Origin of the sequence: Streptomonospora mangrovi, assembly GCF_027604915.1 — a bacterium.
Taxonomy (GTDB): domain Bacteria; phylum Actinomycetota; class Actinomycetes; order Streptosporangiales; family Streptosporangiaceae; genus Streptomonospora; species Streptomonospora mangrovi.
Genome location: NZ_JAJAQC010000009.1, coordinates 179271 through 191289 on the forward strand (window position 1 = coordinate 179271; position 12019 = coordinate 191289).

The 12019-nt window shown below is 77.7% G+C and carries 12 protein-coding genes, 1 pseudogene and 1 riboswitch; of the genes and pseudogenes, 5 read left to right on the forward strand and 8 right to left on the reverse strand.

Features of this window, described 5'->3' with window-relative positions; genetic code table 11:
- Nucleotides 1-115: 115 nt before the first annotated feature.
- Nucleotides 116-385, forward strand: a complete 270-nt coding sequence (locus tag LG943_RS07975; protein WP_270071562.1) for a DUF6504 family protein — start codon at nucleotides 116-118, stop codon at nucleotides 383-385.
- A 73-nt stretch (nucleotides 386-458) separates the two neighbouring features.
- On the opposite strand, the gene LG943_RS07980 is transcribed toward LG943_RS07975, so the two are convergent.
- Entirely contained in the window at nucleotides 459-1871 is a 1413-nt protein-coding gene (locus tag LG943_RS07980) for an APC family permease (protein WP_270071563.1), read from the reverse strand.
- 138 nt (nucleotides 1872-2009) lie between these two features.
- Nucleotides 2010-2195 carry a hypothetical protein gene (locus LG943_RS07985; protein ID WP_270071564.1) on the reverse strand — a complete coding sequence of 62 codons (186 nt, stop codon included), beginning with the start codon at nucleotides 2193-2195 and terminating at the stop codon, nucleotides 2010-2012.
- A gap of 108 nt (nucleotides 2196-2303) precedes the next feature.
- Nucleotides 2304-2430: riboswitch (cobalamin riboswitch) on the forward strand.
- 56 nt (nucleotides 2431-2486) lie between these two features.
- Between LG943_RS07985 and LG943_RS07990 the strand changes: the two genes are divergently transcribed.
- A complete protein-coding gene (locus LG943_RS07990; protein WP_270071565.1) occupies nucleotides 2487-4613 on the forward strand; it encodes a putative cobaltochelatase in 2127 nt (708 codons plus the stop codon).
- A gap of 90 nt (nucleotides 4614-4703) precedes the next feature.
- Nucleotides 4704-5306, forward strand: coding sequence for a cob(I)yrinic acid a,c-diamide adenosyltransferase (gene cobO / locus LG943_RS07995; protein WP_270071566.1), 603 nt, complete (start codon nucleotides 4704-4706; stop codon nucleotides 5304-5306).
- Between the two features lie 67 nt (nucleotides 5307-5373).
- Here cobO and LG943_RS08000 read toward each other — a convergent pair whose 3' ends face one another.
- The 6 genes from LG943_RS08000 to LG943_RS08025 form a co-directional block, all read right to left on the reverse strand.
- Entirely contained in the window at nucleotides 5374-5973 is a 600-nt protein-coding gene (locus LG943_RS08000) for a GNAT family N-acetyltransferase (RefSeq protein WP_270071567.1), read from the reverse strand.
- Between the two features lie 184 nt (nucleotides 5974-6157).
- Nucleotides 6158-6544: a hypothetical protein gene (locus LG943_RS08005; protein ID WP_270071568.1), complete on the reverse strand. Its 387-nt coding sequence runs from the start codon at nucleotides 6542-6544 to the stop codon at nucleotides 6158-6160.
- Nucleotides 6545-6601: 57 nt separating this feature from the next.
- Nucleotides 6602-7450 carry an energy-coupling factor ABC transporter ATP-binding protein gene (locus LG943_RS08010; protein ID WP_270071569.1) on the reverse strand — a complete coding sequence of 283 codons (849 nt, stop codon included), beginning with the start codon at nucleotides 7448-7450 and terminating at the stop codon, nucleotides 6602-6604.
- Nucleotides 7447-8199 carry a cobalt ECF transporter T component CbiQ gene (cbiQ, locus tag LG943_RS08015; protein WP_270071570.1) on the reverse strand — a complete coding sequence of 251 codons (753 nt, stop codon included), beginning with the start codon at nucleotides 8197-8199 and terminating at the stop codon, nucleotides 7447-7449. The genes LG943_RS08010 and cbiQ overlap by 4 nt, the downstream gene beginning before the upstream one ends.
- 5 nt (nucleotides 8200-8204) lie before the next feature.
- Nucleotides 8205-8582 (reverse strand): energy-coupling factor ABC transporter substrate-binding protein, encoded by a 378-nt coding sequence (locus tag LG943_RS08020; protein WP_270071571.1) that lies wholly within the window; start codon nucleotides 8580-8582, stop codon nucleotides 8205-8207.
- Between the two features lie 2 nt (nucleotides 8583-8584).
- Nucleotides 8585-9313: an energy-coupling factor ABC transporter permease gene (locus LG943_RS08025; RefSeq protein WP_270071572.1), complete on the reverse strand. Its 729-nt coding sequence runs from the start codon at nucleotides 9311-9313 to the stop codon at nucleotides 8585-8587.
- A gap of 1087 nt (nucleotides 9314-10400) precedes the next feature.
- Here LG943_RS08025 and cobC point away from each other — a divergent pair.
- Together cobC and LG943_RS08035 are read left to right on the forward strand one after the other, a co-directional pair.
- Complete coding sequence (gene cobC, locus LG943_RS08030; RefSeq protein ID WP_408648563.1) at nucleotides 10401-11477, forward strand: Rv2231c family pyridoxal phosphate-dependent protein CobC; 1077 nt, start codon at nucleotides 10401-10403, stop codon at nucleotides 11475-11477.
- A 144-nt stretch (nucleotides 11478-11621) separates the two neighbouring features.
- Nucleotides 11622-12019 (forward strand): annotated as a pseudogene (locus LG943_RS08035) (nicotinate-nucleotide--dimethylbenzimidazole phosphoribosyltransferase); the annotation flags it as partial.

Genomic DNA, 12019 nt, shown 5'->3' on the forward strand with positions numbered 1-12019 from the left:
GTTCCCCCGCGTGGGGAGATCCGCTAGCATTAGTACAGACGTTCGATTGTGCCTGTCCTTCCCCGCAGGCCGCGTTCGCGCACCGCGCGACACCAGCCGAGGGGAGCAGCGCCACGTGGGCCACGTCTACGGAGTCCCGATCACGGTCACCGAACACCAGGGGCGCCCCGTGCGCTTCGTATGGGACCGCCGCGTCTACACCGTCCGGCACATCGTCGACCACTGGATCACCGTGCGCGCCGACTGGACCCCCGCCCACCACGACCAACCGCCCCAGCGCGTCCACTGGCGGGTCGAGGCCGGATCCGCCGGCCCGCCGGGGGTCTACGAACTCCTGCACGACTCCGGGTCGGGGCGCTGGCTCCTGGCCCGGGTCCTCGACTGAGACCACCCGCCGCCGATCCCGCGCCCCCGCCGGCCGCCTGCGACCGCCGCCCGCGCGGGCGGCGGCGCCCCGACTACCCGCCGCGGCGGGTCCGCACCGCCGCGATCAGCCGCTCCTCGGCGTCGGCCCCCGGGCCCACCCGGGGCAGCCGCCACAGGAACACCGCGCCCGCCAGCCACCAGCCGCCCACGATGATCCACTCATAGGGCCACACCAGCGCCGCCGGCATGCCCGGCAGGTACAGCACGCCCAGCCCCAGCGACAGCACCAGCGCCGCCCCGCCCACCACCGGGCCGGCCGGGGTGCGGAACGGCCGCTCCATGGCGGGCTCGCGCCGGCGCAGCACCAGGAAGGACAGCACCACCGTCACATAGGCCACCACGATGTTGATCCCGCCGGCGTCCACCAGCCACACCAGCATGGGGCGCCCGAACACCGGCGCGATCACCGACAGCCCGCCGATGAACAGCACCGCGTTGCCGGGGGTGCGGAACCTCGGGTGCACCCGGCCGAACCACGCCGGGATCATCTCCGAGCGCGCCATCGCGTACAGCAGCCGGCTGCCGCCGATCAAAAACGCGTTCCAGCTCGTCAGGATCCCCGCGATCCCGCCCAGCACCAGCACGTTGCCCAGCGCCTGGCTGTCCCACAGCGCCGCCATGGAGTCCGCCGAGGCCAGTTCGGAGTCCAGCAGTTGCGCGGGGGTCAGTCCCGCGCTGACCGTCAGCATGATCATGATGTACCAGGCCGCCGCGCACGCCACCGACACCACCAGCAGCCACCCCACCTGCCGGTAGGGAATCTTGATCTCGCTCGCCGACTGCGGCACCACGTCGAACCCCACGAACAGGAACGGCACCGCCACCAGGACCCCCATCAGTCCGGGCAGGCCGCCGGTGAACAGCGGCTGCATGTTCTGGGCCGACCCGCCGGTGAACGCCCCCAGCAGCAGCACCGCCCCCGAGGCCAGCAGGAACAGCACCGCGATGGTCTGGAACACCGAGGCCGGCCGGATCCCCACGTAGTTGAGCGCGGTGATCGCCACGGCCGCCACCGCGCCCACCGCCACCCAGCTCGCGTACACGTCGTAGTCCGCCACCGTCCACAGGTAGCCCGCCCGCATGTCGGGCAGCAGGTAGAGCACGGTGTGGGGCAGCGCCACCGCCTCGAAGGCCACCACCGACACATAGCCCAGCACCATCGCCCACGACGCCACGAACGCGCCCCGGCCGCCCAGCGCGCGCAGCGCGTAGTGGTGCTCGCCGCCGGCGTGGGGCATCGCCGAGATGAGTTCGGCGTAGGTCAGCCCCACCAGCGCGATGATGCCCCCGCCGATCACGAACGCCAGCGCCGATCCCAGGCTGCCCGCGCCGTCGATGAACTCTCCCGTCAGCACGATCCAGCCGAACCCGATCATCGCGCCGAACGCCAGCGCCAGGACGTCCCCGCGCCCCAGCACCCGCAGGAATTCGCTGTTGGCCGCCACTGTCCGCGCCTTCCTTCTCGGGGGCAGAGAGGTGATCAGCAATTGAAGTCACGGGCGGGGCGGAAAGGCAATGAGCGCCGTATTGAGGATTCGTTTCGACCTAAGGACGCTTTTATGACAAAAGTCGGTTCTGTTGTTTCAGGTGCCGTCCTGTCCGTTCGCGGCGGCGCCGCGCCCGCCCAGCGGCAGCCGGCGCCGGCCGGACCCCGTGGCGAGCACGGACGCGTGCCCCACCTCCGGCACCCGCCGCTCGGCCAGGCGCGGCCCCGCGATCTGGCGACCCACCGGCAGCCCGCCGGGGGCGAACCCGCCCGGCACCGACACCGCCGGGCGGCCCTGCGGTGCGTCGGCGCGAAAACCGGTGTGAGACGCTGGTGCGCGGTGCCCCGATCGCGGCGGACGCCCGGTACCTCCGGAGGTCCGTCGCGGCAGCAGGAACCCGGTGCGAATCCGGGACGGACCCGCCACTGTGACCAGGAAGCGACCCCGCCACGCACGCCACTGCCGGCCCCCGGTGGGAAGGCGGCGGGGGAGCGGCGATCTGGAAGCCAGGAGACTGCGCGGCACCGCGACCGACCCCTGTGGGCGTGGACTCCCGAGGAAGGACTGACCCGCGTGAGCGCTCCTGCTCGCTATCCCTTCAGCGCGGTCGTCGGCATGGCCGACCTCAAGCTGGCGCTGCTGCTCAACGCCGTGTCACCGGCGGTGGGCGGCGTGCTGGTCCGCGGCGAGAAGGGCACCGCCAAGTCGACCGTGGTGCGCGCCCTCGCGGCCCTGCTGCCCGCCATCGACGTGGTCGAGGGCTGCCGGTTCGCCTGCGAGCCCGCCGCACCCGACCCCGGCTGCCCCGACGGCCCGCACACCCCCGGCGCGCCCCCGGCCCGGCGCCCGGCCCGGCTCGTGGAGCTGCCGGTGGGCGCCAGCGAGGACCGCCTGGTCGGCGCCCTCGACCTGGAGCGCGCGCTGACCGAGGGCGTCAAGGCGTTCGAGCCCGGCCTGCTCGCCGACGCCCACCGGGGGGTCCTCTATGTCGACGAGGTCAACCTGCTGCACGACCACCTGGTCGACCTGCTGCTGGACGCCGCCGCCATGGGCACCTCCCACGTCGAGCGCGAGGGGGTCTCGGTGCGCCACGCCGCGCGCTTCCTGCTGGTGGGCACCATGAACCCCGAGGAGGGCGAACTCCGCCCCCAACTGCTGGACCGCTTCGGCCTGACCGTCGAGGTCGCCGCCACCCGCGACCCCGCCGAGCGCGCCGAGGTCGTGCGCCGCCGGCTGGCCTTCGAGGCCGACCCCGACTCCTTCGCCGCCGGCTACGCCGACGACGAATCCGACCTCGCCGAACGCATCCGCGCCGCCCGCGACCGCCTGCCCGGTGTGGTGCTCGGCGACTCCGCGCTGCGCCAGGTCACCGCCGTGTGCGCCGCCTTCGACGTCGACGGTCTGCGCGCCGACATCGTCACCGCCCGCGCCGCCATGGCGCTGGCCGCCTGGCGCGGCCACCCCGAGGTCGACTCCGACGACGTCCGCGACGCCGCCCGCCTGGCCCTGCCGCACCGGCGCCGCCGCGACCCCTTCGACGCCCCCGACCTCGACGAGGACCGCCTGCGCGAGGCCCTGGAGCAGGCGGGTGAGTCCGACCCAAAAGACCGTGAGGACCCCCCGGAATCCCCGGAGGGTCCCGCGCCCGCCGACCCCGGCGCCCCCGGCACCGATCCCGAACCGCCCGGCCCCGACGACGGCACGGGTGCACCGGCCGACCCCGCCGGCACCGAGCCCGAAGCGGCCGACCCCGCCGCCGACGCGGGCGGTCCCGCCGACCCCGGCCCCGGCACCGGCCGCGGCGGCGCTGACACCGCCGCGCCCCGGGACCCCGCCGACGCCCCGGACGACGACGCGTCGGCAACCGGACCGGGCGCGGACGGCCCGCCCGCCGAACCCGGCGAGCCCTACCGCCCGCGCCTGCTCAGCCTCACCGGGATCGGCCAGGGCGCGCCCGGCCGCCGCTCCCGCGCCGAAACCCCCTACGGCCGCACCTCCGGCGCGCGCCCGCCCCGGCGGCGCGTGGGCGCCCTGCACCTGAGCGCCACCCTGCGCGCCGCGGCACCCCACCAGCGCGCCCGGGGGCGCAGCGGCCCGGGGCTGCTGCTGCGCCCGGACGACCTGCGCGAGGCCGTCCGCGAAGGGCGCGAGGGCAACCTCGTGCTGTTCTGCGTGGACGCCAGCGGCTCCATGGCCGCCCGCCGGCGGATGCGTGCCGTCAAGGGCGCGGTGCTCAGCCTGCTCCTGGACGCCTACCAGCGGCGCGACAAGGTCGGCCTGGTCACCTTCCGGGGCCGCGCCGCCGAGGTCGCGCTGCCGCCCACCTCATCGGTCGAGGCCGGCGCCCGCCGCCTGCGCGAACTGCGGACCGGCGGCCGCACCCCGCTGGCGGCCGGCCTGCTGCGCGCGGCCGACGTGCTGCGCGTGGAGCGGCTGCGCGACCCCGCCCGCCGCCCGCTGCTGGTCGTGGTGACCGACGGCCGCGCCACGCACGGCGGCCTGGACACCGCCCTGCGCGCCGCCGCCGGGATCGGCGCGCGGGGGGTGCACAGCGTCGTCGTGGACTGCGAGTCCGGCCCCGTCCGCCTGGACCTCGCCGTGCGCCTGGCCGACGCGCTGGGCGGGGAGCCGGTGCGCCTGGAGGAGTTGGCCGCCGACGCGCTGACCGGCCTGGTACGCCGCACCCGCCGCGCCGCCTGAGCACCCCCGCCCATCCCCGCGCACGCCCGCGCGGACACGCGGACACCCCGCCCCCACCCCATCCCGCACCGACCCACTCAAGGAGGCCCCATGCCGCAGGGCAGACCCACCCACGTGCCCGACGACGGGCTCACCACCCGCCAGCGCCGCAACCGCCCGCTGCTGATGGTGCACACCGGCCCCGGCAAGGGGAAGTCCACCGCCGCGTTCGGGCTGGCCGCGCGCGCGTGGGCGCAGGGCTGGGACATCGGCGTCTTCCAGTTCGTGAAGTCGGCCAAGTGGCGCATCGGCGAGGAGCGCGCCCTGCGGGTGCTGGGGGAGTCCGGCCAGGGCGGGCGCGTGCACTGGAACAAGATGGGCGAGGGCTGGTCGTGGATCCAGCGCCCGGGCACCGAGGCCGACCACGCCGCCGACGCGGCCGAGGGCTGGCGGCAGATCAAGCGCGACCTGGCCGCCGAGACCTACGGGCTCTACGTGCTGGACGAGTTCACCTACCCCCTGAAATGGGGGTGGGTCGACGTGGAGGACGTGGTCGCCACGCTCGCCGACCGCCCGGGCCGCCAGCACGTGGTGGTCACCGGCCGCGACGCCCACCCCCGCCTGCTGGAGGCCGCCGATCTCGTCACCGAGATGACCAAGGTCAAGCACCCCATGGACGCCGGGCAGAAGGGCCAGCGCGGCATCGAGTGGTAGCCCGCGCGGGCCGGCGCGCCGCGCCGGCCCGGCCACGGGCGGCCCGCCCCGGCGGGCGGGGTGCGGCTCAGCCGGCGGCGGGGGTCAGGCCGGCCAGGTCGGCGGGGATGAGGCTGTAGACCGCGAGGTCGGCGCGGCCCCGGTGCAGCGGCATCGCGTTGCGTTCGGTGCCCTCGTAGACGAACCCCGCCTTCTCGGCCACCCTGCGCGAGGCGGTGTTGCCCGTCGCGGCCTTCAGCTCCACCCGCTGGAACCGCTGGTCGCGCAGCGCCCAGTGCGCCACCGCGACGGCCGCCTCGGTGGCCAGGCCCCGGCCGCGCGCCGCCGGGGCCAGCCAGTAGCCGACCTCCGTGGTGGCGGCCCGCCACATCGTGCGCGTCAGGCCCACCGCGCCGCAGTAGCCGCCCGTCGCGGTGTCCACGATCGCCCACTGCTGGCCGTCGCCGGCGGCGCGCGACTCCGGCGCCGCCACCAGGCACCAGTGCTCGGCGTCGGCGCGGGTGTAGGGCTTGCCCGGTCGCGGCAGCGGCAGCCAGCGCTGGAGTTCGGGGTCGGTGGCGGCGTGGTGCACGGCGTCGATGTCGTCGCGCGTGTGCGCCCGCAGGGTGAGGCGGTCGGTGTGCAGCACCACCAGCGGCATCGTCCGGGGTTCGTGGGGTGGGGTCATCGGCGGGCGCTCCCGGCGGGGACATGGCGCACAGCGGAGCGGCCCAGCCACCGGCGGGCGCCCGGACCAGTGCGGATACGGGTAGGAACCGGCTGAGATTTTCCCACGCCCGCGGCGGCTCCCGGCAACGGGTCCGCCGCCTCAGCGCCGCCGCACCGCGCCCGCCCGCCGGGGCGGGGCGCCCTCACGTTGGCCGGCCCTCGCCGGCGGCGCCGTGCCGGAGCACGATCCCGTGCCGGATCTCCAGCCGTTCGGCGGCGATGAGGCAGGGCACGGGCTCCGGTCCGTTGGCCTCGGCGTCGAAGGCCGCCAGGACCGGCGGCCGGCCGCCCAGCCAGCGGGCCGCGCTCTCGGCCTCCCGCACCGTGGGCGCGCGGAAGACCGGGTCGTGGAAGGCCGCCGGGCACGCGGCGTAGGCGGGCTCGTGGAACACCAGTTCCAGGCCGTGGTGGTAGGTGAGGTCGTGGCCGGCGGCCAGCCGCAGCCGCACCGGGTCCCAGTCGAGGACCTCCCAGTCCCACCACGACCCCTCGGGCAGGCGGACGGCGGGGTACTCGGCGGACGCCTCCATCGGCTCCCCTCCTCTCGCGTCTCTTCTCGTCTCTTCTCCCGCTCGGTCGGCCCCGGCTCACGGCCTCAGCAGCCGCGCGGCCTCCTCGGGGGTGGCCGGGTCGGGGGCTCCGTCGGGCAGCAGGCCGGCCTCGCGCAGGGCGCGGGCGGCCGTGGGCGCCCAGGCCGGCCGCAGCCGGGCCGCCGCCAGCGCGGCGGTGTCGGCGAGCACCTCGCGCGCCGGACCCTCCGCCAGCACCGCGCGGTCCACCAGCAGCACCCGGTCGGCCCACCGGTAGGCGAGGTCGACGTCGTGCGTGGCCATCACCAGGGTGGTGCCGTGCCCGCGCAGCCCCTCCAGGGTGGCCAGCAGCGACTCCACCCCCTCGGGGTCCAGCCCGGCCGTCGGCTCGTCCAGCAGCAGCACGTCCGGCCGCATCGCCAGCGCCCCCGCCAGCACCACCCGCTTGCGCTGGCCGTAGGACAGCAGGTGGGTGGGTCGGTCGGCCAGCGCGGTGATCCCCAGCGCGTCCAGCGCCCAGGCCACCCGCTCGGCCGCCGCCGCCGGGTCCAGGCCCAGGTTCAGCGGCCCGAAGGACACGTCCTGCCGCACGTCGGCCGAGAAGAGCTGGTCGTCGGGGTCCTGGAAGACCAGTTGCACCCGGCGGCGCAGCCCGGCCAGCGCCCGCCGGCCCCGCCCCACCGGAGCCCCGTCCACCCGCACCTCGCCGGCGGCGGGGGCCAGGCTGCCCGCCAGCAGGCGCAGCAGCGTGGTCTTTCCGCCGCCGTTGGGCCCCAAAACCGCGAGCGTGCGCCCCGCCGGGACCTCCAGCGCCAGCCCGGTGAACACCGGAGGGGAGTCGGGGTAGCCGAACACCAGGCCGCGGGCGGCCAGCGCGGGAGCGGCGGCCCTCGCCGCGCCGGTCACGGCGCCGCCCCCAGCGCCCCGGCGCCCAGCACGGCCGCCGCCACCAGCACCGGGGGCGCCGCGGCCGCCGCCAGCGCCGCCGGGCGCAGCGGCGACTCCGCCACCAGCACGGTCAGCGCGCCGGTGTAGCCCCGGCACTCCAGGCCGCGCTGGAGCCGCCGCGCGCGGTCGTAGGAGCGCACGAACAGCGCCGCGCCCAGTGCGCCCGCCGAGCGGACCCCCGCCCGCCACCCGTTGTAGCCCAGCCGGGCCGTTTGCGCCGCCCGGATCCGCCGCGACCCCTCCAGCGCCACGAACAGCATCCGGTAGACCAGCGCGACCACCTCCACCACCGGCTCGGGCACCCCGGCGCGCGACAGGCGCGGCAGCACGTCGGCCAACGGGGTGGTGCAGGCGAACGCGATCTGGCAGCACACAGCGGCCGCCGCGCGCCCGGCGACCTCGGCGGCGCGCGCACCGCCGTCGGGGGCGAACGCCACCGCGCCCTCCGGGCCGCCGACGCTGACCAGCAGCGCCGCCGCCCCGGTGAGCACGAACAGCAGCGGCCCCCGCGCCGCCCGCGCGAAGTCGCGCGGCGCGACGCGGGCCGGCCCCAGGGCGGCGCCCAGCGCGACGGCGGCCGCCAGCGGGGCGCCCGGCCAGGCGGGCAGCGCCAGCGCGCACACCAGCAGCCCGCCGAACAGCATTCCCTTGACGGCCGGGTGGAGCCGCCGCCACGGGCTCCGGTAGGCCGCGGCGTCGATCAGCATCGCGCCTACCGCGCCGGCCCGCCGCGCTCGGCCTCGGGACCGGCGCCCGGGGCGGGCGCCGCCCCGGAGGGCGCGGCATCGACCGCCGGCCGCCCCAGCCGGCGGCGGGTGCGCAGCACGCCCAGGCAGTAGCCGATGACGCCCGCGCCGATGGCGGCCTGGAGCGCGAACAGGCCCGACTCGATCTCGCTGGACGGCGCCTCGTAGAGCGGCGTGAACCAGGGCTCGTAGCCGGGGTCGATCCGCTGGACGGCCTCCTCGGCCTCGGCGTCGGCGCCGGGGAACGGCTCGCGCAGGTGGTCGCCCGCGCCGATGAGCACGGGCAGCACGGCGATCGCCGCGGCGGCGGCGATCAGCAGCCAGGTGGTCAGGGTCCGGGGCATGCTCAACCCGCCTTCTCGTCGGTGCGGTGCGCCGCCGCCGGCGCCGGGTCGGGGGAGCGCAGCACGCCCAGCCGCCGCAGGTCATCGCGGCCGACCGTGCTGAGCAGCCGGACGACCACCACGGTCACCAGGCCCTCGATGACGGCGAGCGGGATCTGGGTGAGCGAGAAGACCGCGGCGAAGGCGGCGAAGGCGCCGAGGAACCCGTCGGCGGGGTCGGGGTGGGCCAGCGCGAGTTGGAGGCTGGTCACGGTGTAGGCGCTCACGCTGGCCAGCGCCGAGGCGAAGAAGACCGCCAGGCCCAGCGCCGTGGTCTCGGGCAGGGACCGGGTGAGCGCCCGCACCGCCCGGTAGGTCCCGTAGGCCGCCCACGGGCCGACCACCGCCATGGAGAACACGTTGGCGCCCAGGGTGGTCAGCCCGCCGTGGGCCAGCAGTAACGCCTGGAACAGCAGGGTGACCGTGCCCAGCGCGGCCATGACGGGCGGACGGAACAGCACCGCGCCCAGGCCCACCCCGGTGGGGTGGGAGCAGCTTCCGGTGATCGAGGGGATCTTCAGCGCGGACAGGACGAAGCAGAACGCCCCCGAGGCCCCGAGCAGCAGCTTGGAGTCGGGGTCGGCGCGGACGGCGAGCGTCATCGTGCGGATGCCGTGGGCGACGAAGGGGGCGGCGGCGGCGGTCCAGGCGGCCGCGTGCTGCCATGGCAGGAAGCCTTCGGCGATATGCATGAGGGGGACCCAACCTCCAGCACCTCGGGGACGGCCGGCCGCCCTGACCGGCCTCCCGGACGCGCGGAGCCCCGCCCGCGGCCGGCCCGCGCGCGGCGGCCGCGCGGACGCGCCCCGGCGGGCACCGCCGGCCCGCCGCCTGCGGCGGCGCACCGGGGCGTCGGGCTCCCCGTGCGCGGTGGCGGCGCCGCCCCCGGCGGGGGACCGGGCGGCGGCGGGCACCACGGCTTCCAGAAGGTACGGCGTAGGCGGTAGGACCGCGTTGGCGGACATCGAGCGGCAAACGGTATGCCCAGGCCGAAGCCGGACACACCGCTTGTGTACCCTGACCGGGCGCCGCTCGACCCCACCGGCCGCCCCCACCGCGATCGGCGCCGCCGCCCCCGCCGACCCCGCCCGCCTACGGAGACCGCCGTGCCCCGACGCCCCCGAGCGCTCCCGCCCCACGGCGGCGGCCCGCCCGCGAGCGGGCGCTTGACCGGAGCCCCGGCCTGCGGCGCCCTCCGCCCGCCACCCGGGTACCGGCCCCGCCGTGTCCACCCCCGCGACCACACCCCCCAGTCGGCACTCGACGCCCGGCCGCCCGCGCGGGCCGCCGGTTCGGCCGGTCTGCCGGCAACAGGCCGCCGCCATGGGGGGAGGGGAACGGGTCGCGGTGCCCGTCCGGCGGCCGGCGCGCCGGGCCGTGCGGTGCGCGACGGCAGCGGGGTGACCGCGCATCGGTCTGTTCGATACCCGCGTACCGCGGGGGACTGGAGCCCGGGAAGCGCTGGTTCGGCCGGCCCTCTGCCCGCAGGCCGCAACGCCGGCCGCGCACCGGCGGGCGGAGATCCCCGCGATGCGTGGACACCGGTCAGGGCCGGGGCGCCGACAGCGGACGGCCGCCCCGGACGGCGCCGCGCCGCGTCCGGGGCGGCGCGCGTACGCGCGGCCCTCGGCGCGGGCGATCGGTGGATGCGCCCCGTCCGGCCCGCGCCTCGACCGGCGCTTCGCCCGCCGGTGTTTCGGGGCGGGGACAAGCGGCGGCCCGGTGCGGCGGTGAGCGTGAGTGGACGACCACCTTTCGGGCAGCCGCGGGGCGGCGACCGTGGGCGCTGACGCCGTGCGGGATGAGGGGGACGTGGACCTGCGCCACCACGGTGACGCCGAGGTCGGGCCGGGGCTGCTCGACTTCGCGGTGAACGTGCGCGCCGGCACCCCGCCCGCCTGGCTGGCCGAACGCGTCGCCGCCTCCCTGGCCGGCCTCGCCGCCTACCCCGACCCCCGGCCCGCGCGCGCCGCCGTCGCCCGCCGCCACGGCCGCGACCCCGGCGGCGTCCTGCTGACCGCCGGCGCCGCCGAGGCGTTCGTGCTGCTCGCTCGCGTGCTGCGCCCCCGCCGCGCCGTCGTGGTGCACCCCCAGTTCACCGAGCCCGAGGCCGCCCTGCGCGCCGCCGGCCACCCCGTCGAGCGCGTCCTGCTGGCCCCGCCCCGCTTTGCCCTCGACCCCGCCGCCGTCCCCGCCGACGCCGACCTCGTCATGGTGGGAAACCCCACCAACCCCACCTCGGTGCTCCACCCCGCCGCCGCCCTCGCCGCCCTCGCCCGCCCCGGCCGCGTCCTCGTCGTGGACGAGGCGTTCGCCGACTGCGTGCCCGGCGAGCCCGAGTCGCTGGCCGGCCGCGCCGATGTGCCCGGCCTCGTCGTCGTGCGCAGCCTCACCAAGACCTGGGGCCTGGCCGGCCTGCGCGCCGGCTACCTGCTGGCCGACCCCGACCTGGTGGCGCGGCTGGCCGCCGCCCAGCCCCTGTGGTCGGTCTCGACCCCCGCCCTGGCCGCCACCGAAGCCTGCTGCGAACCCCGCGCCCTGGCCGAGGCCGACGCCTGGGCCCGGCGCCTGGCCGCCGACCGCGCCGCCCTCGCCCGCGACCTCACCGCCGCCGGACTGCACGTCACCCCGGGAGCCGCTGCCTCGTTCCTGCTGGTCAGGGCCGAGGCGGGGGAGCGGCTGCGGCACCGGCTGCGCGAGCGGGGCGTCGCCGTGCGGCGCGGCGACACCTTCCCCGGACTCGGCCCCGACTGGCTGCGCGTGGCGGTCCGGGACCGGCGGACCGCTCTCCGGCTGACGCGAACTCTGGCAGAGTTGCGGTTGGGATCGCCCCGCGGTGACGCCGCACCGAGGTGAGGATGGCGATGTCCGTGTGTTCACTGTGTTCGCTTACGAAGACCGCCGGCGGGCCGCACCGCCGGTGTGCCCTGGGGGGACGACCGGCGGGTGCGGTGCGCGGGGTCGGCGGCCCCGCGCCGCGTCCGCCGCGAAAGGAGCACCATGACCGGTGAGGACCACCGACACCGCAGACCCGACGACGACCGGCCCCCCGCCAAGGGGCTGCTCGACGACCTGCCCGAGACCGGGCGCGGCGCCGGGGGCGCCCCCCGGCCGGCGGCGGCCCGCCCCAACCCCTTCCACGTGCCGCAGAAGCGCCCGGCGGGCGGCCCCCGGCCCAACGTGATCCCCTTCCGCGGCGTCGGCTTCGACCGCACCGCCGCCGTGCCCGCCGACCCCGCGCCCGAGCCCGCCGCCCAGCCCCGGACCGAGTCCGCGGCCACCGAGGCGTCGCCGGCGCCCGAGGCCCCCGCCGCGCCCGCCGCCCCCGAGCGGCCCGGCGGCTCCGCCGCCTCGGCCGAGCGCGCCCCGGGACCGGCGCGGCGCCCCGCCGCCCGCGA